Below are 22,488 nucleotides of genomic sequence, written 5' to 3' on the forward strand. Positions count from 1 at the left end.
CCTTTCGTCGGGCAATCCTGCCATTTTACATTCCCACCATTTTCTCGTAGTAATTTCTGTGGTAAAAGGTTCGAAATACCCGAATAAGGTGGAAACCGTATGAGTGCTGATACCAAGACGACTGTTCCAGGCGGCGTGTGGGTCAAGTGTAAGAAATGTAAAGATTCGATATACAGCAAAGATTTTCAGGAAAACCTTTATGTCTGCCCAAAATGTCATTACCACGAACGGCTGACAGGACAACAGCGGATTGAAACCCTGCTCGACGCGGGGACGATTACGGAATACGACGCAAACCTCTCTCCGGTCGATATGCTCGACTTCATCGATTCCAAGCCTTATTCAAAGCGCATTACAGAAACACAGACCGCTCTTGGTCAAAAAGACGCGATTGTTTGTGCTTCAGGTGAATTGCTTGGCCACAAGGTTGAAGTGGCGGCCTTTGATTTCTTTTTTATGGGGGGATCAATGGGATGTGTGGTTGGCGAAAAGATTACGCGCGCAGTGGAGCGTGGTATTGTCAACCGCCATCCGGTTATCATTGTTTCGTGTTCCGGCGGAGCGCGCATGCAGGAATCAACGCTCAGCTTGATGCAAATGGCGAAAACATCTGCGGCGCTCTCGGAGCTTGCCAAAGCCAAAGTGCCGTATATCAGTATACTTGCCGACCCGACCACCGGTGGAGTAACGGCATCGTTTGCTATGCTTGGTGATTTGAACATCGCGGAGCCGGAAGCGCTTATTGGCTTTGCTGGGCCACGGGTTATTGAACAAACCATCCGCCAGAAGCTACCAGAAGGGTTTCAGCGCTCGGAGTTCCTGCTGGAGCACGGGATGCTCGATTTGGTACTCCCACGCCAAGAGCTACGCCCGAAGATTGCGCACGCCCTCGCGCTATTCGGTTTTTAGGTTTTTTATGCGAAGTGTGGGTGGACGGGTGTGTCTGCCCACATTTTTTGGTTACTTGCCTCGCAGTGCCTGAAGTTCTTCCAGCACGCGATAGGGAATATCAAGCGACCCGTCGCCGCGCCCAAGCACAACTCCCGGACGATTCCCGCCATGAAAATCAGAGCCGCCCGTCGCCACTAAACCCAATTGATCGGCAAGGGAAGCAAGCATGAAGCGCTCTTCCAGCGTGTGTTCTGGGTAGTAGACTTCGACTCCGGCAAGTCCTTTTGATTTCAAATGCTGCAATAGTTTACGAAAGTCACGCTCGCCACGTAACGGCAAGGTTCCCGGATGGGCAACAACTGGCAAACCACCAGCGGCCAGAATCAACTCAATCGCCTCTTCCGGTGTCAATCGCTCTTTCGGCACATACGCTTTTCCTGTTGCGCCAAGATAGAGGCCAAATGCCTCCTGATGGGAGCGAACATACCCTTTGGTTTGCAGAATCTGAGCCATATGCGGACGCCCGACGACGTCGCCTGCCACCTGCTGTACCTCTTCAAGTGTAATGTCAAAACCAAGCGCATTCAGCTTTTTAATCATCTGCAAATTGCGCTCATCGCGCGCTTCGACCAAATCAGTCGTTTGAATTGAAAGCGCATTGCTTTGGTGGTCGATATAATATCCGAGTAGGTGAAGGGAACGGCTTTTGAAGTGAGCGGAAATTTCTATGCCAGCAACACCTTCAATGGCATGGTGTTCACAGGCAGTAAGAAACTCCGCCACGCCGCTGACAGTATCGTGATCTGTCAGCGCCACCGCTTCCAGCGAATTGGCCGCCGCTTGTGCGACCAGTTCGCTCGGCGTTAAGGTTCCATCAGAAGCGGTAGAATGTGTATGCAGATCTATCACGGACGGTTACCCACCGTATCGCGTCCAATGCAACGGTAGGTAAAGCCATTCTGCCGAAGTTTGATCGGGTCATACAGATTGCGACCGTCAAAAATGACGGGTGTTTTGAGCAGCGAACGTACTTTATCAAAATCAGGACGACGAAATTCGTTCCACTCCGTGATGATGAGCAGTGCGTCAGCGCCTTCTAGCGCATCATAGCGATTATCAGCGTAATGTATGGTATCGCCAAAAATATGTCGCGCTTCGTTCATCGCTTCGGGATCAAATGCCGTAATCGTCGCACCGAGATTCAGAAGCTCTTTAATAATAGTAATGCTGCTCGATTCGCGCATATCATCGGTGTTCGCTTTAAAGGCCAATCCCCAAACCGCAAAATGGTGATCTTTGAGCACACCGGTCACGGCGCTCACTTCGTAATGACTCATGACTTTATCGACCAACACTTCTTTCTGGTCGCGGTTGACCGCCTCGACAGCGTCCAGCACACGCAACGTCATCCCATGTTCACGCGCTGTTTTCATAATTGCTTTCACGTCTTTGGGAAAACAACTTCCACCATATCCAACGCCAGGATACAAGAAGCTGTAGCCAATACGATTATCAGAACCAATCCCTTCGCGCACAGCAGCGACGTCCGCACCAACGAGATCACACAAATTGGCAATTTCGTTCATAAAAGAAATCCGCGTTGCCAGCATGGCGTTGGCAGCATATTTTGTCATTTCCGCGGAACGGATATCCATCGTCAAAACCCGGTTATTGCGCATCATAAACGGTGAGTAGAGTTCTTTCATGATCTCAAGAGTGCGAACATTATCGGCGCCGATAACCACACGATCCGGCTTCATAAAGTCTTCTATCGCCGCCCCTTCTTTCAAAAACTCTGGATTGGAAACCACATCGTATTCATACTCTGCTTCCCGCTTAGCGAGTGCTTGACCGATAGCTTGCCGCACTTTATCCGCCGTTCCCACTGGAACTGTCGATTTATCGACGATGATTTTATAGCCGTTCATGTGCTCGCCAATAGCCGAAGCTACCCGTAAAACATATTGCAGATCAGCACTCCCATCTTCACTTGAAGGAGTTCCGACCGCAATAAACAGCACCAGCGAATTTTCTACTGCATCGCGAATATCAGTGGTAAAAATCAAACGCTCTTCTTCGTAATTGCGCGCTACCATCGCTTCTAAACCCGGCTCATATATGGGGAGAATTCCCGCTTTGAGATTGGCAATTTTTTGTTCATCGATATCAACACAAATAACCTGATTGCCCGTTTCTGCAAAACAGGTGGCGGCAACAAGCCCAACATAGCCAACGCCGATAACTCCAACTTTCATAAAAACTCCTCCATATCAAAAGCGATCTTTTTTCTTCTCAGCAACTTCATTGCAAATGGGGCGTGAATTATATATAAATAGCGACGAAAATTCATTAATAAGTTACTACAATCACTAAATCGATTGGTCAGGGGCAACTGGGTTCACCTGAACGCCCTGATCCGTACCACTGGAGGTATCAGTGTTCGCTACCATCATACTGGCGGCTGGAAAAGGAACCCGCATGAAATCGGACGTACCCAAAGTACTGCACCCGGTTGCAGGAATTCCTATGCTTTTTCACGTTATCAAAGCTGCCCAAGCGGCGGGAAGTGAACGAACGGTTGTTGTGTATGGTCATGGTGGCGAGTTGGTTCCGCAAAAAACCGCCGAGAGCTTTGATGGAATCGCCTTTGCCTTGCAGGAAACGCTGAATGGAACTGCCAAAGCGGTTGAAGCAGCGAAAACTGCCATCGGTACGTATTCCGGCGATATCCTTATTCTCTGTGGTGACACGCCGTTAGTTGATGCGGCGCTACTCGCAAACTTTCTGGAACATCATCGCCGCGCGAAAGCTGACCTCTCCGTCCTCAGTGCGACACTCAACGATGCCGGGAATTATGGCCGGATCGTCCGTGATTGGAATGGCAAATTTCGCTCCATCGTCGAAGCGCGCGATGCGTCTCCCGAAGAAAAGCAAATCCGCGAAATTAACAGCGGTATCTACCTCGTCAAGCGGGACGTGTTGTTTCAAACGCTCAGTGAAGTCCAGTGCACCAATGCGCAGCAGGAATACTACCTGACTGATATCGTTGCCCATGCGCTCTATCACGGCTACACGTGTCAGGCTATCGACGGGAAAGCATTTGAAAAAACGCTCGGGATCAATTCCCGCGCCGAGCTGGCACAAGCGACGCAAATCCTGTATCGACGGAAAGCGCAGGAGTTGATGGAAAATGGCGTAACCTTTGTCGATCCTTCAAGTACCTATATCGAAGCCACCGTGCAAGTGGGTCGTGATTCAATTTTGTATCCGAACGTCTTTCTCGAAAAAGGGACGACCATCGGCGAACGGGTCACCATTCGTCAGGGGTGCACGCTCATTGGATGCACGATTGGCAATGATGGCTACCTGAAAGATGGTTGTTACTTGGAAGGTGCGGTATTGGGTGACGACGTTGCTGTTGGCCCATATGCTCACTTGCGTCCCGGTTCCGTGCTCGAAAATCATGTCAAAATTGGTAATTTTGTCGAAATCAAAAAAAGCCATATCGGTGAAGGCTCCAAAGCCTCTCACTTGAGTTATATTGGAGATGCCACTCTAGGCCGTGATGTCAACATCGGGTGCGGCACAATTACCTGTAATTACGATGGGTTCGGGAAGCATCGTACCGTACTCGAAGACGGTGTTTTTGTCGGCTCTGATACTCAACTCGTTGCACCTGTTACGGTAGGCAAAGGAACCATTATTGCCGCCGGAACAACCGTGACGCGCGATGTTCCTGAAGAATCGTTAGTCATCAGCCGTGTTGAACAAAAAGTACTGAAAGGGTGGGCAGCGCGATTCCGCGAGAAAAAACTGCGAGAGAAAGATGGCCGCTGAACAATTGGCAGGTGTTGCACTTTCAACCAGCACAAGCGATACACCGGAAGCATTTACCCGTGACGATGCGCTGGATGCGATGACACCGACGGTACTCATCCTGCTCGCGATCATTGTCCTCTTTCTGGTCGGCCGCCGTCAGCGCGAGTTAAATCGCCGCAAAGATCAGCAAATAGCACGCTTGGCTCGGCGGAACCGTGGATAATCTCGATACACTCTTAAAAGTGGCCAAATTATCGCACATCGAAGTACGCACGGAAAAACTTCGTGGCGCAACCAGCGGCGGATTTTGCCACCTTGGAGGCAAGCCCGTCGTGTTTCTCAATCGCGACCATAAGCGAAACGTGCGTGCGCAGGTGTTACACCGTGCGCTCGACGAAGCGCGCGATCAAGGGGTTGTTTTATGGGAACCAGAAGTCGACCCACCACCAGAACGCTAAAGTTACCGTGAGGCATTGCGGCTTTCACCCGTCATCTCGAACGGAGTGAGAGATCTTAGATTTCTCCTCGCTTCGCTCGTTCGAAATGACACTGAGCAATAAGTAGGGGTTGTCAGATTTCTCCTCGCTTCGCTCGTTCGAAATGACACTGAGCAATAAGTAGGGGTTGTCAGATTTCTCCTCGCTTCGCTCGTTCGAAATGACAAGAGCGAGCGCACTGCATTTCTAGCCACCATAGATACCGAACAATTTATAAATAATTTCCATACCGTAAAGGAGCATCGATTCCATGCAAGCAAGCCAAATACGCCAGAGATTCCTTGATTATTTTGCCAGCAAAGGGCACGCCATCGTCGCATCGTCAAGCCTTATCCCGCATGACGACCCCACGCTACTCTTCACGAATGCGGGGATGAATCAATTTAAAAATATTTTCCTTGGGAACGAATCACGCGACTATACCCGCGCCACCACCTCACAAAAATGCGTCCGTGCTGGCGGAAAACACAATGACCTTGAAAACGTCGGCGTTACCGCACGTCACCATACCTTTTTTGAAATGCTGGGGAACTTCAGCTTTGGTGACTACTTTAAGCGCGATGCCATCGCGTACGGCTGGGAATTTGTCACGAAGGAAATGGGCATCGACCCTTCGCGCCTGTGGGTCAGCGTCTTCCGCGATGATGACGAAGCGTTTGCCATCTGGCGTGATGAAATCGGCGTTCCTACTGAGCGTATTCTGCGTTGCGGGGAAAAAGACAATTTCTGGCAAATGGGCGATACCGGCCCGTGCGGCCCGTGCTCTGAAATCCATTACGACCAAGGGCCAGCCGTACCGTGTACCGTGGGTGGCGCGTGTGGCGTCGAGTGCGAATGTGACCGCTATCTGGAGATTTGGAACCTCGTATTTATGCAGTACGACCGGCAAATCGACGGAACTCTGGTTCCACTCCCCAAGCCTTCGATTGATACCGGCATGGGACTGGAGCGCCTTAGCGCCGTCGTTGCTGGTGAGCAGTCCAACTATCATACCTCGCTGTTTCTCCCTATTCTGGAACAAATTGCCCGTGACTGCGGCAAAACCTATCAAAAAAGTACCAGCGAGAACGACGTTTCCATGCGCGTCATTGCGGATCACTTGCGTGCCATGACCTTCCTGATTGCCGATGGCGCCATTCCGTCCAATGAAGGGCGTGGCTACGTGCTGCGTCGCATTATGCGCCGCGCCATGCGTCACGCCAACCACCTTGGCAAAAAAGAAGCCTACATTTATACCCTCGTCGCGCTGATGGATACGCTTTATAGTGATGTCTACCCAGAAATCCGCAGTAACCGCCGCCTGATCGAAGAGATCATTCTTCAGGAAGAAAAGCGCTTTGCCAATACACTTGATCATGGCCTCGCCATTTTGGACGAAATGTGCCGCGAACTCCGCGCCGCGGGAAAAAATACGCTTGATGGCGAAAGTCTCTTCAAACTCTACGACACCTACGGATTCCCGCTCGACCTCACGGTCGACATCCTCGAAAAGCAAGGAATTGGTGCCGATGAGGCTGGCTTCTATACGGCTATGCAACAGCAAAAAGAACGGGCACGCGCTTCATGGAAAGGGGCAACCAATGCCGTTTCCAGTGAGTCGATACGCCAGATCGAACAGAGCATGACGCAACAGTTCTGCGGCTACGAGCATCTGGAACACTCTGCTACCGTTATCGCCATTCTGGATGAAGCCGAAAACCGCATTGAAACCCTTGCCGCTAGTCAAACCGGAACTATCGTACTTGACATCACGCCATTCTATGCGGAAAGCGGCGGACAAGTAGCCGATAGTGGCGTACTCGAAAGTGATGGCGTGCTTTTTGAAGTCAGCAGTGTCAATAAATCGTTTGGCGGTATCCACCTGCACCGTGGCACGCAACGCGAAGGATCGTTGCGTGTTGGCATGACCATCAACGCCGTGGTCAATCGCCCCCTGCGGATGAACATTGTGAAAAACCATTCAGCAACACACCTTTTGCAAGCCGCTCTGAAAAACACCATCGGCGAACATATCAAACAGGCCGGATCGCTCGTCAACGGCGAACGGCTGCGCTTTGATTTCACCCACTGGAAAGGGATGAGCCCAACGGAGCTCGAAGAGCTGGAAAATGCCGTCAACGCCCAAATTTTCGCCAATGCCCACGTTGCCAAAGAAGTCCTGCCGATTGACGAAGCCGTCTCACGTGGCGCAACGGCTCTGTTTGGTGAAAAATATGGCGATGAAGTGCGTGTGGTGACGATGGGCGATTACAGCATGGAACTCTGTGGCGGTACTCACGTCGATGCGACCGGTGAAATTGGACTCTTCAAAATCCTCTCCGAATCGGCAATTTCCGCCGGTGTGCGCCGCATCGAAGCCACCACTGGCCGCAATGCGTTGCGCTTATTGCAAACGACACTGGGAACACTCGAAACCATCGCACAAACCCTGAAATGCCCGATTGACGACATTCCGCTCAAACTCGCGCGTCAACAAGAAAGTCTCCGCTCCGTAGAACGCGAACTGCGTGAAACCCGTGAAAAACTGGCAGCCCTTGAAATCGGCGCATTGGCCGCGCAGGTACAAACACTGGCCTGCGGCACCACGATATTAGTCACCGCCCTGACGGGGAAAACGATAGATGAGCTGAAAACCGCTGTCGATATTGCCCGCAATCAAATCGGCGACGGCATTGTCGCGCTGGGAAGTGTACTTGACGATAAAGTCTCATTTGTGGTTGGTGTTCCCGAAGCACTCACCAGCAAAATAAAGGCGGGTGACATCGTCAAGTGCATGGCACAAATAGCTGGTGGCAGTGGAGGCGGGAAACCAACCTTTGCACAAGCTGGCGGAAAACACCCCGAAAAGCTTGGCGAAGCGCTGGAAGCGGCACGCGAAATGATTGCGAGAATTTTTCAATAATCGCAGAGGAAAGTTCTCGCAAACTCGAGATAACTGGTATAAGGTCTCGAAAAAATTTCAGGAGGCCATCATGGCACAAGCAATTACTGGCGACGAAGTAACCATTCACTATACTGGAACTCTCGAAGATGGAACTGTTTTCGACTCTTCTACAGATCGTGAGCCGTTCGTATTCACCCTTGGCGAAAATAGTGTCATCCCAGGATTTGAAACCGCTATCACGGGTATGGAAGTCGGAACAGAAAAAACTGTTACCATCCCAGCAGAAGAAGCCTACGGCGATTATGATCCTGAACTACAGCAAGAAATCAGCCGCGAAGCCCTTCCTAGCGATATTCTTCCTGAAGTCGGCATGGTACTTGAGGCACAATCTGAAACGGGCGAAACAACGCATGTAACGATTACCGACATCACCGAAGAGACCATTACTATCGACAGCAACCACCCGCTCGCTGGCGAAGATCTGACGTTTGAAATTAAACTCCTGAGCGCACAAAAAGGGACAACAAAGAAAAAAGAACATTGCGGAAGCGGTTGCGGCTGCGGCCACTAAGCTTTATTTGTTATCACGTTAAGTTTGGGAAACCTCTCTGCCGGAGTACCTCATACAGCGCCACCGAAACGGCGTTAGACAAATTGAGGCTCCGGCAGTGTTCTTGCTGAAGCATGGGCAAACGATAGAGATGTTCACCGCACTGCGCGCGAATATCGGCTCCTAGACCCGTTGTTTCACGCCCAAAGAGGAGAAAAAGTGGCTCAACTGACGCTGGCATTTCGGTATGCCACTGTGTAGCAAACTTTGTAAACGCGCAGAGTGTTCCGTTGACGTGCGCTACGAACTCAAGAAAAGCTGAAAAATCTGGATGAACCCTTAATTGTACGTGTTCCCAGTAATCCATTCCCGCGCGACGAAGGTGTTTTTCGTCGAGAGAAAATCCAAGGGGCTCTATCAGGTGAAGCGTTGTTCCTGTCACGACACACAGCCGACCAATGTTCCCGGTGTTGGGCGGTATTTCTGGTGAATAAAGCGCAATATGTATCATACGGTATCGGTTCCTTCTCTTTTCAAAGTCATCATGTGCTGCGCCGACTCGGCGTACTGCTTGCGTGCTTCGGCATCATTCTTGGCATAAGTCAATCCGTTCAGGCGGCCAATCAACCATTGCCACCCGAATGGCATTTTGATGTCTACCCCGTTCCCCGCGCCACAGAATGGCAGCCAGGGCCAAAGATACTCTTTGTTGGTGGCATCCACGGCGACGAATCAGGCGGGCACCGGAGTGCGGCGTACGCGCTGCAAGGCAGCGTGAGTCGCGGTGATGTGCACATCATCCCGTATATCAACCGTCAGGCTGTTATTATGCACCGCCGTGGCGTCAATGTCGATATGAACCGCATTTTTGGCGAACCCAAACCTGATCTCCCTGAATCTGCGGTAGTGCGTAAACTCAGCGCACTCATGCAAAATTACGACTACATCCTGACGTTGCACGATGGTTCCGGCTACTACTCACCAACGTACCAGAACAGTGACCGCAATCCAATGCGCTATGGTCAATCGCATATCATTGATACCGAACATTATTCACGAACCAAACATGGTGACATGTGTTTGCGTTGTGTGGCCGACGATGTTGTCAGCAAAGTGAACGCCGAAATTGCCGATCAAAATCACCATTTCCATGTCAATAACACGAAAACTGGCGAGTCCGGTACCATTCACGTTGAGCAACGCGCGAGTTTAACCTATTACGCTCTCACGAAACTTGGTATTCCAGCCTTTTGTTCCGAAGCGTCAAAAATGCTGCCAGACCTTCGCCATCGCGTCCGTTACCATCTGAAAGTTATGCAGGCATTTGTGGATACAGTTGGTGGGGAACTGATGACGCCACCGGATGACCTAGAAAGTATCGGTTGGTATTTGGAAGACACAAAACGTTTAGAGCACGTCGAAATTGCCATCAACGGGCTTGCGCGACGCGTACTTCCGTGGGGGCGCCTCTACTTACTCCCTGGTGATACCGTAGAAGTGCTTGGGTTTGGCAATCGCGAGCACCACGGTTGGACAGCAGATATCCTTGGTGTTGGTTCAAATGTCGATACGGCTATCCCCTTTGCTGTCACACAAGAAAGTCGCATCGTCATCCGTAAAGAACACGAAGTTCAGGGTGAAATTCGCCTGCATATGACCGAAAACCCTACGGTTGAGTTTGCACTCTCCGTCGATGGCGCCCCACCAATAAAGCTGCGTCAGGGCGAGGTTGTGGTGATGAGCAATACTCTTGTCATTGGTGAAGCATTATCTCGCTCCGGCTCTACAGGCGATATCGTCAATTTTTCAGGCTATGTACCGCCAGGAGGGAGCCCTATTCCCGACGACCGCCACTATCTGATTACAACTGAAGAACTCGATTGGCGCTATTCGGTCAATAAACGTGGACTTCTCTACCGCGTACAAGGGCTGGCCTCCGATCATCGCACCTCCACCGGTGAAGTCTACATTCAAATCCTTGATCGGCACGGAAAATAGGACTACTGTACGGTATGCACATTTGGTGCAGCGACAAAGCCGACATTCACCGCTGGAGGAATTATGCGCACCAATATCTTCATACTCTTATTCGTACTTCTGCTCAGTACCACATCATCACTCGCGGCCGTTATCGACATTTTTCCACTGATTCCAGCGACATCGTCCCTTACCACCGAGGAAAAACAGCGTATTGCTGACACGATACGTCAGCAGATCCGCACGGCAAACGAAGCGGTACCGTCTGAAGATCGCATAGCGTTCTGGAATACCGTGGAACGGCTCACCCCGAACGACCGAACTCAACTGCGCGACTTGATCCTTCGTAGTGAAATAGCCCTGCTGGAAAACTTTTATCGCGATGCATTGTCCACGCTTCAGCAAGGAGGAGCGACCAAGTCAGTGGCTCGGGAACGGCTGGAGCAAGAGTTGATTGATCAACGCCTCCTCTCTTTGTGGCGTCGTGACGAAATGGATGAATCTATGCGTCGCATTGCCGCTGGTGAACCCGTGCGCTTTGACGTTTTCCCTGCCGCCGTTACGGTCGAGCAAATTCAGCAACGGTTGAAAGATCTCACCAATGCCCGTCGTTACGTAGGGATGCTTTTTCTGCGCCCGGCACAACTGACAAACCAGCCAGATAATGCGCTTATTCCTGCAAACATGACCTTATCCCCTTTTACGATTACGCTCCAAGGGCGTAGCGGCTCCGTTGAAGGAACCATCAGTATTGATCTGCGCCTTGCCACACGCGACCGCGCACAAGGGCGCCAGGAGATTTTGAACAAAAAAGATGCTATCGAACAAACGGTGCGTAATATCGCCTTTCATTGGCGCGCTGCGAACCTTGACGGCGCACCCGATGGTCAAAACCGATTTGCTCGCGAAATCGCACGCGATTTAGGGTATATTCTTGCGGTTGCCCGGCTTGAAGCTGTCACTATTACCGCGCTCGACATTCTGGGCGAATAAGAGGAGGCGAGTAGTTATCCATGTCCCACTATCTCTACTTTGACCTTTTGGCCACGACGCCCTGCGACGAGCGGGTCGTGGCAGCAATGCTTCCCTACTTTACTGAGCAATATGGAAACCCAGCAAGCACGGTGCACCGAGCAGGCAAACGGGCGCTCAACGCCGTACATCATGCCCGCGAACAGGTAGCTGCGCTCATCGGGGCTCATCATTCGGAAATTATCTTCACCGCTGGAGCTACCGAAAGCAATAACCTTGCTCTCCTTGGGATCGCTCCGGACGTGAGACAACCAAACGGACGTCGGAAAATACTGACGTCATCCATCGAACATCGCGCGGTACTTGCCCCTTGTCGCTCCCTCAAGCATCGAGGGTTTTGCGTCATAGAGCTTCCTGTTGCGTCGACGGGACGACTCAATATGGACGCCCTCGAAGAGGCCATCGACAGCGATACACTGCTTATTTCGGTGCAACTCGCCAATAATGAAATCGGCACCATTCAGGACATCGCTGCCATCTGTGCACTTGCTCGCGAATATGGCGCTGCCGTTCACTGTGATGCTGCTCAGGGTGTTGGCAAAATTCCCGTTCAGGTAGCAGAGCTCGGCATCGACTTTCTCTCTATAAGCGCGCATAAATTTTATGGTCCCAAAGGGATCGGCGCACTCTATTGCCGCCACGATTCTCCTTTTCGCCTCGTACCAATGCTGCACGGCGGGACGCACGAACATGGCTTACGCCCGGGGACGTTGAACGTTCCCGCAATCGTCGGTTTTGGTGAAGCGTGCGCCATTGCCCAGCAAGAACTGGCGCATGACATGGCGCATGCCGCGGCACTGCGCCAACTTTTTATCGACTTGATATGCCACGCCATCCCTGAGAGCCGTATCAATGGCGATAGCCACTTCCACCTTCCAGGGTGCATCAGCATTACCCTGCCAGAAGTCGATGCCGAATCAATCATGCTGGCTACCCCTGACATTGCGATGAGTTCCGGTGCCGCCTGCACCTCTGATATCCCAGAACAATCACACGTCTTAAGCGCTATTGGCTTACCGCCGGAAGCCGCAGCGGGAACGCTCCGTCTCGCGTTCGGGCGCGGCATTCGAGAAGAAGACGTGCGCGCTGGTGTTGCGTTACTCACCGAAGCGTACTTCCAAACGCTTGAGCTGAGTTGAAGGGAAAGTTGTTATGAACATCTTTTTTATTGCCGATGTTATCGGCCTGAGCGCTTTTGCTGTTAGTGGCTTTCTGGTTGGTGTACGTGCGCGGCTTGATCTACTGGGGGTTATCATAGCCGCTTTCCTGACGGGGGTTGGTGGCGGAATAGCGCGCGATGCGATTGTCAACACGACGCCATTCGCCTTTCGCGAAAACTATCCCTTGATTGTCATCATCGTCTCGCTGGTGCTCGCACTACTCTTCCGTTTACACCGTCGCGGAGATGTCGACCGTCATGCATTGCTTATTGTTGCCGATAGCATAGGGCTGATTGCGTTTAGTATTACCGGTGCACTGGTTGCTATCGAACATCAACTGAATTTTTTTGGCATCATTTCGTTAGCATTCCTGACCGCTGTCGGCGGAGGTATTATTCGTGATGTGATGATTAATGAAGTTCCATTTATTTTAAAAACTGATTTTTACGGGAGCGTGGCGCTCCTGATTGGTATTGCCTTTTACTGGCTTGATCGCACCGAACTTTTGAGCGATCTGGCTATTTTTGTCGTCGCTGCGGTGGGACTCAGCCTGCGCCTTTTTGCGTATTTTACTGGCTGGAAACTCCCAACTTTTGACACTTCACCAACTTCACCAAAAGATGGAGGAACTCATGAGTGACGCCCTCACACGTGCGGCTACAGCGCTTCGAGACGCAACAGAAAGTGTTTTATTTTTAACCAGCGCTGGCATGAGTGCCGATTCAGGCATTCCCACATTTCGCGACCGTGATGGATACTGGCGCAATTTTCCGCCATTCAAAGAGCTGGGACTGGTGGCCGAAGAGTTGGCTTCACCCTACTCTTTTCGTATCCGTCCAGAGCGCTCGTGGGCTTTTTACGAGTGGCGTCGGCGCAATGCTCACACCAATCAGCCACATGCAGGCTATGCGATCCTGAATGCACTTATGCAGCGGAGCCAACACAGCTTTGTGCATACGACAAACACCGACGGCTACCATATACGCAGCGGGATTGAACCCACATCGGTGCGCGAAGTGCACGGTTCCATGTGGCGGCTGCAGTGTTTACGCGGCTCACGCTGCCGGTATGGATATCGTGATTCTCTCGATGTGCCGCTCTGCGACCTGAACGAAACGACGATGATAGCCACCACTCTCCCCAAATGCCCGGAGTGCGGCGAACTCCTCCGTCCGCATATACTCATGTGGGGCGATAGTGACTATATTGGTCACCCTATTCAGGACGATAATTTCACCAGTTTTCTGACGGAAGTCACCACACCGCAGGTCGTTGTGCTTGTTGGGTCGAGTGCAGCGGTGCCAACCAACGATTATTTGGCAGCACGCTTACAGCGGCAGGGATCGCTCATAATAACAATCAATCCTGACTCTGCCTCACTAGAAGTCTGCCGCCCGGACATTTACCTCCCTTTTAAGGCCGCACACGCTTTCGAAGAACTGGCGCTCAAGGTACTTTAACAGTATAAGAATCATATTTTTTGACAGAGATAGTAACAATTGCTATCATCCTCTCCGGCGTATGAAAAGTGACAAAATGTAGGAATGCGTATTCTGCAATAACGGAAAAAACGGAGGAATGTATGCCCGATACGGTGAAAAATCTTGAGTTGATTGATATGCCCGACATGGAAAAAGCCCGTTCCTTAATCAACCACATCGGCTTACCGCACCAACCACGCGTCGTCATGCAGGCCTTACGTGAAACGCAAAAAGAGTCGCCCGATTTTGGCCGTATCGTTCAAATTATCAACTCCGATACCGCGATGGCAGCAAAAATATTAAAACTGGTCAATGCTCCGGCTTGGGGCCTGCGCCAACACATATCGTCTATCTCGCAAGCGCTGGCGCTGCTTGGCATTCCTCGCTTTAATGTATTGGTCATTACTAGCGCCCTCAAAGAAGCCGTTGTAGGGGATGATGCATCGCTCCATACGTTCTGGCTCCACTCCGTTAACGTGGCGCGTGGCACAGAATACATTTTGGATCACCAGCATATCTTCCGTAATTTTTCCGAATTGATCCCAGAACAAGTCTACCTCGCTGGACTGTTTCACGATGCGGCCGTCCCAATGATTGCCAAACGTTACCCGCTTTATCGCGAGTTTTTTCCGTTCCTGCTGCGCGAGCGCGACCGCGTTCCAGAAGTTGAATTCGCTAAACTCGGAACCTACCACCATACCATCAGCTATATTTTAGCGCGGAGCTGGGGTGTTGCGCCGATGATTTCCGAAACGATCCTCTCCCATCACGAAAACGGTGCTGTGCGCGTCCCTGGCACAATGGCCATGGCGAAAGTTTCCGCTGCGCTCCAACTGGCCGACTATCTCGACTTGATTTATCAGCATAAGATTGGCAATATCACTGGGGTTGATACTTGGCCTGAAGAAGAATGGGCTGAAACACACGAAGAAACCCTTTTTCAACTTGATCTTGATGGCGCACAACTGAGCGACTTAATTGATGATTTTTTTATTTTCCTTGGTCAACAGGAGTAACGATTGTCTAGCCAACCCGAACATTCGACGGAACAGAGCCCCATCTATCCGCTCTGTTCCACGGCGCTTACGAAAAAATATCACGCATTTACCGCACTCCATCCACTTGATTTAACACTCAATTCTGGCGAAATCTTTGGCCTTCTTGGACCGAATGGTGCGGGAAAAACTACGTTTATCTCCATGATTTCTGGCCTTATCGCACCGGATAGCGGCTCGATTACCATCGGTGGGTACAATCTTACAGAAAATCCAATTGAAGCGCGAATGCAGGTCGGCGTTGTACCACAGGAGATTGTTTCGCACGGTTTCTTTACCGTTAACCAGGTGTTGAATTTTCACTCCGGCTACTACGGCTTGCTGCGCAATCAAGAGCGGATTGATTATTTGTTGCATAAGTTGGCACTGTTTGAACACCGCAAAAAACTCGTACGTCAGCTCTCAGGCGGCATGAAACGACGCTTGCTTATTGCTAAAGCGTTAGTTCACTTTCCACCTCTTTTACTCCTTGACGAACCAACGGCAGGTGTCGACGTTGAACTGCGTAATGATCTCTGGGAGTTTGTCGAAGAGCTCAATCGCGAACTGAAAACGACTATCCTCTTGACAACTCACTACCTTGAAGAGGCGGAAAAGCTCTGTCAACGCATTGGCGTGCTCCATCATGGTCGTTTGATTGCGCTTAATGATACCGCTGCGCTGATCCACCAGTTAACGTTGCGTCGTGTCACCTTAACGCTTGCCAACATTCCACCTCACCTGACGACGGTTGCGGGGATTTCATGTAATGGACACACGGTGAAGATCAACATCAAGCATGATGAAACGATTGGCCAACTCCTCAGTCGTCTTGCCATTCCATTGGACTCTCTCCACGACATTGTCGTGGATGAAGGTCGATTGGAAGAAGCCTTTAAAACGCTGATTCAGCAACATGGAACAACAGGTGTACCACAATGAATGGTCGAATTTTTGCTGGTTTCTACTCGCTCCTAAGCAAAGAAGTACTCCGTTTTTACCGCGTTGCCGGACAAACGATCTTTAGCCCGTTAATTAACGCGGCGCTTTACCTCCTGATTTTTGGTGTCAATCTGGCAGATAAAATTGACACGATGAATGGTGTAAATTATCTTCTTTTCATCATCCCCGGCTTGATGGCGATGGCGCTGCTCAACAACGCCTTTCAAAATGCTTCCAGTTCGATAATCACGTCCAAATTTCATGGCGATTTTCAGGATCTGCGGGTCGTACCACTGCAACCGCTACAAATTGTCGCGGCGTACGGTCTGGCAGCGACGCTGCGCGGCGCCCTCGTTGGTGTCTGCGTTGGGATCGTGGGACAACTCTTCCATTACAGCATGTATAGCACACTCATACCCATTGCAGCGCCTGGCTGGTTGCTCCTGTTTATGCTCATGGGTGGTTTGACTTTCGGCTTTTTGGGGCTATGTATTGCGATCTTCTCCACAAGTTTTGACCAAGTGAGTGCTATCAGCACCTTTGTGATTCTTCCACTTATCTACCTTGGCGGGGTGTTTTTCAGCATTGAATCAATGCACCCGTTCTGGCAGCATCTTTCGTACCTCAACCCACTATTTTATATCATTAATGGCGTTCGCTACGGAGTACTTGGTGTGAGCGATCTGGCGCCGTACGTGTCCATCATGTTGGCCACGGTTTTCATTCTGCTGGCAGGCAGTTTAGCCTTTTGGGCGGTAAAAAAAGGGAGCTACACAAAATTCTAACGGATCATATTGTTGTGCAGTACACATTCTATTATGCGATAACGAAAAATCATATTCCGTCTCATATATGAGACTTTCAGATTGCGTGCCGAAAGTGCTTCTGTTACATTTTTGCCTGCCAATATTGACGGCAGTCAATTGATCAAGTTCTATCTTGGAGGGGTACAATGTCGGCATTCGGGAGAGTTATTGGTTTAGCAGGGGTAGCAACAGGGGTGATAACCATTGGGGTTTCGGTTCTCGCCACCATTATTGGAAGTAGTTCGCTTTGGATTCCGATTTTCATCACTGCACTCTTAGTATTCGGCGTATGTACCGTATTTGCCCAACAGGGTTTCAAAAAACAACTCAATGAACTTCAGCATGCCACGGAATCATTCCAAGCACATGGTACGATTGACCTACGGGTGCAAATGAATTCAGGCAACAGCCGAGAGCTGGCAGAGTTCGACACCATTATCCGTTCGATTCACGATGGTGTTGCCAATGCGCAAGGAGCGGTTCACGAGATGAGTAACCTTGCGGCACCATTGGTTCATGATACCCGTGATGTCACCCATGAGTTTCGTTCCCATGTCGCTACCGTCAACTCAATTGCGCAAGCGATGGGACAAATTGCTGCCAGCTCGCGCGATGTGATGGATACCCTGAATGAAATGATTCAGAAAACTGACTTCGCGAGTGGGCGCACTGAAGAAGGGAAGAGCCAGCTTGAGCTTGCCACCAGAAACATCGCGCTTATCCGTGACCGGACAGTCAAACTTTCCAGCACGATTCAGGAACTTTCCAACTCTTCTTCAAAAATCAACGCCATTTTAAATGTAATCAACGACATTGCCGATCAAACGAACCTGCTCGCGCTGAATGCGGCGATTGAAGCAGCACGTGCTGGTGAAGCAGGACGGGGATTCGCCGTTGTCGCTGATGAGGTGCGTAAACTGGCGGAACGGACGCAGAATGCCACCAAAGAGGTTTCCAGCATCATTGCTAATCTCTACAACGAAACCGAACTCGCCTTTAGTGAAATGGAACAATCTCGCAAAAGTGTTGAAGAAGGGGTTGAAGTTATCGGAAAAACCGAAACGATTTTTGCTGAAATTGTTGAATCGGTCAGCGAGATTGACCAAGGCAATGGGGTGATTGGCTTCGCTGTCCGCGAGCAGAACCAAACCATTCAGAAAATCAACGATTCATTGCAATCGATGGTCAGTGGCGTCGAACGGAGCACGTTAGCCCTGTCGACACTGGGCGATAGTGTCGATTCGCTGGCACACATTTCTCGCGAAGCTGAAGGGATACTTGGTCAATTTACCGTTCATGGTGGCACAAAGTCACCATCGCCCGTAAGTTCAAGTAAATCAATGCGTCTTGTCAGCGGTGCGCACAAAGGTGGGCCGTTCATCGTCTGGAGCGATGCGCTCAATTCTGGGGTCAACTTTATTGATTCTGAACATAAACAACTGGTTAAAATAGTGAATAAATTAGCCGATGCCGTTCGCGCCGGTGCAGGGAAAGAAGTTCTTGGTAAAGTGTTTAACGAGTTACTCGGCTACACGGCGGATCACTTCAAAGATGAAGAGACCCATATGCACAAATATCAGTATCCAGAGTACTCCGCGCATAAAGCAGAGCACGAAAAACTGGTGCAACAGGCTCTGACACTCAAAAGTAAGTTTGAAGCTGGAGACTTACTGGTCGCCAGCGATACGCTCGACTTTCTTAAAAGCTGGTTGACAGAACACATCATGGGCAGAGATATTAAACTTGGAGAATACCTCAGGAGTAAAGGAGTTAAATAACGCACATCATGCAAACATTTATTGTCGTCAACAACCCAGATGATTGGCTCTTTGATATTGATGGAGTAGAGGTTCTCTCTGCGTGGGAGTACCTTACGAATCCGTACTACAGCAAACTTAAAGGGGTTCAACTCTTTAATCTCTGCCGTTCGTATATGTATCAGAGCTATGGCTACTATGTATCGTTGCTTGCATCATCGCGAGGACATAAACCGTTGCCGACAGTAATGACAATGCAAGATCTTGCGACTCCTGGCCTCCTACGAGTAGCAACGCCTGAGCTTGACCATTTAATTCAAAAAACGCTCGAATCACTGCAACCAGATACCTTTACCCTTTCGATTTATTTCGGTCGTAATTTTGCGAAACGGTACGACAAACTCTGTCGCCATCTGTATCGCTTATTTGAAGCACCCTTCGTGCGTGCCAATTTCGAGCGCATTGCGGGACGTTGGCATTTAACGCATATTGCGCCCATTTCGGCGAATAACGTCCCAGAAGACCATCGGGAATTTATTGCCCTCTCGGCGCAAGAGTACTTTAGTAAACGCCGCCAAAGTCTTCCACGTCGCAGTAAGTACCGCTATGACTTGGCGATCTTGCATGACCCAGACGACCCTATGCCGCCATCTGACCCAAAAGCCATTGCAAAATTTATCAAGGCCGCTAATGCCTTAGGCATTGCCACGGAAATGATTACCAAAGATGACTACAACCGCTTGAGTGAATTCGATATGCTCTTTATTCGCGAAACCACTCATGTGAACCATCATACGTACCAGTTCGCCAGAAGAGCAGAATCAGAAGGGCTGGTCACAATTGACGACCCGCAATCTATCCTGCGTTGCACCAATAAAGTGTACCTTGCCGAGCTATTGCAAACGAATCGCGTCCCAACGCCGCATACCGTAATTGTCCATCGTGGCAATCTGGATAATGTGGAAGAGGAGCTCGACTATCCGATGATCCTGAAACAGCCTGATAGTTCTTTTTCGCAAGGGGTAAAAAAAGTCAATACCCCCAAAGAGTACCGTACCGTCGCGTTGCAAATGCTGGAAACATCTGCCCTGCTGATTGCGCAGGAGTTTATCCCAACGACGTTTGACTGGCGCATTGGCGTGTTTGATCATCAGCCATTGTACGTGTGCAAATACTACATGGCGGCCAAGCACTGGCAAATCATTAAAAGCGATTCCAACGGGAAAGCGCAAGTCGGTCGATTCGAAGCAATAGCCGTCGAACACGCACCACCCAAAGTCATTAAAATGGCGCTGAAAGCCTGCGACCTGATTGGTGACGGATTTTATGGAGTCGACATCAAGCAGGTAGATAACAAACTCTACCTGATTGAAGTCAACGATAATCCCAACATCGATGCGGGCGTGGAAGACTCTATTGAAAAAGATGAGCTCTATTCACGAATTATGCGAATCATGCTACGCCGCGTGGAGCGGCGCAAAGAGCAACGCTACTAACCGATAGCGAGTTATTTTTATTCCACAAATGGCAAGGTAAAGTAAAACGTAGACCCCTCGCCATACACTGAGTCAAAGCCTATCGTTCCACCCATTTTATGGATAATTTCACGCGAAATAGCCAGTCCCAGTCCGGTACCGCCTTTTGGGCGCGTATCGGATGAGTCGGCTTGCGAGAACCGTTTAAATATGCGCTCGCGAAACTCATCGGGAATGCCGCTCCCATAATCACGGATGGCCACCCGTACGTTCTGCCCTTCGCGCGTACAGTGAATTTCCACAGTACTTCCAGCCGGAGAGAATTTTGCAGCATTGGATAAAAGATTGGCTATCACCTGTTGCAGCCGCTTTTCATCAGCGTTCACGAACAAGTTATCGTCACGCGTCATCAGCACAAAGGTTGAGCTATGCTCTTGAGCAAAGGTTTGGTGCGTATTAATGGACTCGACAGCAATCGCCCCTACTTCAAGCCGTTTCATGGCGAATTCCATACGACCTGAGGCTATTTTTTCAATATCGAGAAGGTCGTTGATCAGTAAGGTGAGTCTGTCACTATTACTTTTCGCAATTTTTATCATTTGTGTTGCCTCGGGTGACAATTGGCCAAGTTGACCGCTGTCAATCAACGTAATCGCGCCACGAATAGAGGTTAATGGCGTCCGCAGTTCGTGACTGACAGTGGAAATAAATTGGTTTTTCATCATTTCAACCCGTTTGCGCTCAGTAATATCAAGGTTTGTGCCGATCATGCGCACGGCCTTACCCTCCTCGTTGCGAATCACACACGCATCGGCCTGAATCCAACGGACGGTTATCCCATCGGGGTGAATGACACGAAATTCTGTTTTGAACTCCTTCCCCCCTTGTATAGCTTGTTGGATAAGAGCATGCGCTGATGCCGCATCATCTGGATGCAGCCCGTTTTGCCACGCTTCATAGGCAGCGCCAAAATTGCTTTTAGAAAGGCCGTAGAGCCGATACATATTGTCGTCCCACGTCAGTTTATTCTGGAGAATGTCATAGTCCCAAATACCAATCCCAGTACCTGAAGTCGCCAGATAGAGGCGTTGTCGCTGTTCATCACGCGAAGCTAAAAGTCGGTTAAAAGCGCCAACCAGCTGACCAACCTCATCATTTACGTGCACGGGGATCGCCTGAAATGCTTCTCGTTCATTCACCATCGAATCGATGGTCATAATTGACTGACGCAACGGCGCTAAAATTCGCCCCAACTGCGAAATTAAGAGGAGAGCAAAAAGAGCTAGCAGTCCCAACGTCGATAGTGCAAGGTTAGAAACTAAATGCGCAACCGGAGCAAGTACTTTTTCTTCTGGTAACGCCTTTACGACAATCCATCCCATTTGTGGCATCACAGCACTTGCATAAAGCAATTTTGTTCCATTACGCTCAGTAATAGCTCCACTTTGCGACGTAGTTAAGGCAGCATCTATCAGTGGAATGATGCCATGCGGCGGTAAGGGTTGCATGGAGAGCGAAAAGTCGTGCGATGTAACAATCAACTTATTAACGGGGTCAATAATATAGAGGAGCTCGTCCGAGCGCAGCACTTGGCCGCTAGGCACTAAAAAATTGTTGACTTCTAAAAAGGTGATACCGATTAAAAATCCAAGTACCCCTTCGGTTTCTGAAAGAATGGGGACATTGATGAAAAAACTTGGACGATTGGCACGCGAAGCGATTAACGGTTGCGTGATCACCGGTTGTTTGGTTTTTCGTGCTTCCTGAATATGTTCCCGTTGCGAGATATTTAACCCAATTCTACCACTGTTTTTTGGCGCTTCCCCGACACCAATACCCGCAGCATCGGCAACCATCAAACCACCGTTAAATGTCTGTCTTACCAGTACAATACCATCAAGCAATTGCGCCATCGAAGCTTCATCAAGTAATTTTCCTCCATCTTGCAGGAGCGGCGCGAGTCGCATCAATAAGATTTTTCGCTCTTCTAATGCTTTTGACGCATACGTTACGAGCAACTGTGCTTTCTCTTGCTGTTCCGCAATCAGTAATTGTTTGACGTCACGTGAGACAGTGACTTGCATGAAAATCACTAATATAAATGCCGCAATGGCGAAAAAAAATAACGATGAGAGAATAATGCGCCGCGATATTGAGAGTTGCTTCATGGTGTCCCTGCTTCG

20 protein-coding genes are annotated in these 22,488 nt (G+C 50.0%); 16 read left to right on the forward strand and 4 right to left on the reverse strand.

What is annotated here, in order from left to right; genetic code table 11:
* The first annotated feature begins 99 nt into the window (after positions 1-99).
* Positions 100-909, forward strand: a complete 810-nt coding sequence (gene accD, locus P304_RS0101990; protein WP_027389172.1) for an acetyl-CoA carboxylase, carboxyltransferase subunit beta — start codon at positions 100-102, stop codon at positions 907-909.
* Between the two features lie 51 nt (positions 910-960).
* Here accD and P304_RS0101995 read toward each other — a convergent pair whose 3' ends face one another.
* Both P304_RS0101995 and P304_RS0102000 read right to left on the reverse strand, forming a co-directional pair.
* Complete coding sequence (locus P304_RS0101995) at positions 961-1,800, reverse strand: PHP domain-containing protein (RefSeq protein WP_027389173.1); 840 nt, start codon at positions 1,798-1,800, stop codon at positions 961-963.
* The gene (locus P304_RS0102000; protein ID WP_027389174.1) at positions 1,797-3,146 is read right to left on the reverse strand and encodes a UDP-glucose dehydrogenase family protein; all 1,350 of its coding nucleotides are present in this window, start codon (positions 3,144-3,146) and stop codon (positions 1,797-1,799) included. Before P304_RS0102000 ends, P304_RS0101995 begins: the two co-directional genes overlap by 4 nt.
* A gap of 181 nt (positions 3,147-3,327) precedes the next feature.
* Here P304_RS0102000 and glmU point away from each other — a divergent pair, with 181 nt between their 5' ends.
* From glmU to P304_RS13555, 5 genes are all read left to right on the forward strand, one after another.
* The gene (glmU, locus tag P304_RS0102005; protein ID WP_027389175.1) at positions 3,328-4,728 is read left to right on the forward strand and encodes a bifunctional UDP-N-acetylglucosamine diphosphorylase/glucosamine-1-phosphate N-acetyltransferase GlmU; all 1,401 of its coding nucleotides are present in this window, start codon (positions 3,328-3,330) and stop codon (positions 4,726-4,728) included.
* A complete protein-coding gene (locus P304_RS0102010) occupies positions 4,718-4,933 on the forward strand; it encodes a hypothetical protein (protein WP_027389176.1) in 216 nt (71 codons plus the stop codon). The genes glmU and P304_RS0102010 overlap by 11 nt, the downstream gene beginning before the upstream one ends.
* Positions 4,926-5,168: a hypothetical protein gene (locus tag P304_RS0102015; protein WP_027389177.1), complete on the forward strand. Its 243-nt coding sequence runs from the start codon at positions 4,926-4,928 to the stop codon at positions 5,166-5,168. The genes P304_RS0102010 and P304_RS0102015 overlap by 8 nt, the downstream gene beginning before the upstream one ends.
* Before the next feature lie 289 nt (positions 5,169-5,457).
* Positions 5,458-8,109: an alanine--tRNA ligase gene (gene alaS / locus P304_RS0102020; protein ID WP_027389178.1), complete on the forward strand. Its 2,652-nt coding sequence runs from the start codon at positions 5,458-5,460 to the stop codon at positions 8,107-8,109.
* 70 nt (positions 8,110-8,179) lie between these two features.
* A complete protein-coding gene (locus P304_RS13555; RefSeq protein ID WP_084417484.1) occupies positions 8,180-8,662 on the forward strand; it encodes an FKBP-type peptidyl-prolyl cis-trans isomerase in 483 nt (160 codons plus the stop codon).
* A 13-nt stretch (positions 8,663-8,675) separates the two neighbouring features.
* Here P304_RS13555 and P304_RS0102030 read toward each other — a convergent pair whose 3' ends face one another.
* Positions 8,676-9,152, reverse strand: a complete 477-nt coding sequence (locus tag P304_RS0102030) for a tRNA (cytidine(34)-2'-O)-methyltransferase (protein ID WP_027389179.1) — start codon at positions 9,150-9,152, stop codon at positions 8,676-8,678.
* Here P304_RS0102030 and P304_RS0102035 point away from each other — a divergent pair.
* The 10 genes from P304_RS0102035 (at position 9,128) to P304_RS0102080 (ending at position 20,326) form a co-directional block, all read left to right on the forward strand.
* Positions 9,128-10,639: a M99 family carboxypeptidase catalytic domain-containing protein gene (locus P304_RS0102035; RefSeq protein WP_027389180.1), complete on the forward strand. Its 1,512-nt coding sequence runs from the start codon at positions 9,128-9,130 to the stop codon at positions 10,637-10,639. The genes P304_RS0102030 and P304_RS0102035 overlap by 25 nt on opposite strands.
* 63 nt (positions 10,640-10,702) lie before the next feature.
* Entirely contained in the window at positions 10,703-11,611 is a 909-nt protein-coding gene (locus P304_RS0102040; RefSeq protein WP_027389181.1) for a hypothetical protein, read from the forward strand.
* A gap of 20 nt (positions 11,612-11,631) precedes the next feature.
* Positions 11,632-12,789 (forward strand): cysteine desulfurase family protein, encoded by a 1,158-nt coding sequence (locus P304_RS13560; protein WP_034763781.1) that lies wholly within the window; start codon positions 11,632-11,634, stop codon positions 12,787-12,789.
* A 13-nt stretch (positions 12,790-12,802) separates the two neighbouring features.
* On the forward strand, positions 12,803-13,450 hold the full coding sequence (locus P304_RS13565) for a trimeric intracellular cation channel family protein (RefSeq protein WP_051321321.1): 648 nt from the start codon (positions 12,803-12,805) through the stop codon (positions 13,448-13,450).
* Positions 13,443-14,270: an SIR2 family NAD-dependent protein deacylase gene (locus P304_RS0102055; RefSeq protein ID WP_027389182.1), complete on the forward strand. Its 828-nt coding sequence runs from the start codon at positions 13,443-13,445 to the stop codon at positions 14,268-14,270. Before P304_RS13565 ends, P304_RS0102055 begins: the two co-directional genes overlap by 8 nt.
* A 122-nt stretch (positions 14,271-14,392) precedes the next feature.
* A complete protein-coding gene (locus P304_RS0102060) occupies positions 14,393-15,307 on the forward strand; it encodes an HDOD domain-containing protein (RefSeq protein WP_027389183.1) in 915 nt (304 codons plus the stop codon).
* A 3-nt stretch (positions 15,308-15,310) separates the two neighbouring features.
* A complete protein-coding gene (locus tag P304_RS0102065) occupies positions 15,311-16,267 on the forward strand; it encodes an ABC transporter ATP-binding protein (protein WP_152514468.1) in 957 nt (318 codons plus the stop codon).
* The gene (locus P304_RS0102070) at positions 16,264-17,052 is read left to right on the forward strand and encodes an ABC transporter permease (protein WP_027389185.1); all 789 of its coding nucleotides are present in this window, start codon (positions 16,264-16,266) and stop codon (positions 17,050-17,052) included. Before P304_RS0102065 ends, P304_RS0102070 begins: the two co-directional genes overlap by 4 nt.
* Before the next feature lie 167 nt (positions 17,053-17,219).
* Positions 17,220-18,851, forward strand: coding sequence for a bacteriohemerythrin (locus tag P304_RS0102075; RefSeq protein WP_027389186.1), 1,632 nt, complete (start codon positions 17,220-17,222; stop codon positions 18,849-18,851).
* 8 nt (positions 18,852-18,859) lie between these two features.
* Positions 18,860-20,326, forward strand: coding sequence for a RimK family protein (locus P304_RS0102080; protein WP_027389187.1), 1,467 nt, complete (start codon positions 18,860-18,862; stop codon positions 20,324-20,326).
* A gap of 17 nt (positions 20,327-20,343) precedes the next feature.
* On the opposite strand, the gene P304_RS15895 is transcribed toward P304_RS0102080, so the two are convergent.
* Positions 20,344-22,473, reverse strand: a complete 2,130-nt coding sequence (locus P304_RS15895) for a sensor histidine kinase (RefSeq protein ID WP_051321322.1) — start codon at positions 22,471-22,473, stop codon at positions 20,344-20,346.
* Between the last annotated feature and the right edge of the window lie 15 nt (positions 22,474-22,488).

It is taken from the genome of Chrysiogenes arsenatis DSM 11915 (assembly GCF_000469585.1).
In the GTDB taxonomy this organism is placed as follows: Bacteria; Chrysiogenota; Chrysiogenetes; order Chrysiogenales; family Chrysiogenaceae; genus Chrysiogenes; species Chrysiogenes arsenatis.

Excerpts from the sequence above, each read along its gene's own strand:
- P304_RS0102060 (WP_027389183.1), top strand. The coding sequence starts at position 14,393 with ATGCCCGATACGGTGAAAAATCTTGAGTTGATTGATATGCCCGACATG.
- P304_RS0102010 (WP_027389176.1), top strand. The coding sequence starts at position 4,718 with ATGGCCGCTGAACAATTGGCAGGTGTTGCACTTTCAACCAGCACAAGC.
- P304_RS0102055 (WP_027389182.1), top strand. The coding sequence starts at position 13,443 with ATGAGTGACGCCCTCACACGTGCGGCTACAGCGCTTCGAGACGCAACA.
- P304_RS15895 (WP_051321322.1), bottom strand. The coding sequence starts at position 22,473 with ATGAAGCAACTCTCAATATCGCGGCGCATTATTCTCTCATCGTTATTT.
- accD (WP_027389172.1), top strand. The coding sequence starts at position 100 with ATGAGTGCTGATACCAAGACGACTGTTCCAGGCGGCGTGTGGGTCAAG.
- P304_RS13560 (WP_034763781.1), top strand. The coding sequence starts at position 11,632 with ATGTCCCACTATCTCTACTTTGACCTTTTGGCCACGACGCCCTGCGAC.
- P304_RS0102000 (WP_027389174.1), bottom strand. The coding sequence starts at position 3,146 with ATGAAAGTTGGAGTTATCGGCGTTGGCTATGTTGGGCTTGTTGCCGCC.
- P304_RS0102075 (WP_027389186.1), top strand. The coding sequence starts at position 17,220 with ATGTCGGCATTCGGGAGAGTTATTGGTTTAGCAGGGGTAGCAACAGGG.
- P304_RS13565 (WP_051321321.1), top strand. The coding sequence starts at position 12,803 with ATGAACATCTTTTTTATTGCCGATGTTATCGGCCTGAGCGCTTTTGCT.
- P304_RS13555 (WP_084417484.1), top strand. The coding sequence starts at position 8,180 with ATGGCACAAGCAATTACTGGCGACGAAGTAACCATTCACTATACTGGA.
- P304_RS0102070 (WP_027389185.1), top strand. The coding sequence starts at position 16,264 with ATGAATGGTCGAATTTTTGCTGGTTTCTACTCGCTCCTAAGCAAAGAA.
- P304_RS0102030 (WP_027389179.1), bottom strand. The coding sequence starts at position 9,152 with ATGATACATATTGCGCTTTATTCACCAGAAATACCGCCCAACACCGGG.
- P304_RS0102040 (WP_027389181.1), top strand. The coding sequence starts at position 10,703 with ATGCGCACCAATATCTTCATACTCTTATTCGTACTTCTGCTCAGTACC.
- P304_RS0102080 (WP_027389187.1), top strand. The coding sequence starts at position 18,860 with ATGCAAACATTTATTGTCGTCAACAACCCAGATGATTGGCTCTTTGAT.
- alaS (WP_027389178.1), top strand. The coding sequence starts at position 5,458 with ATGCAAGCAAGCCAAATACGCCAGAGATTCCTTGATTATTTTGCCAGC.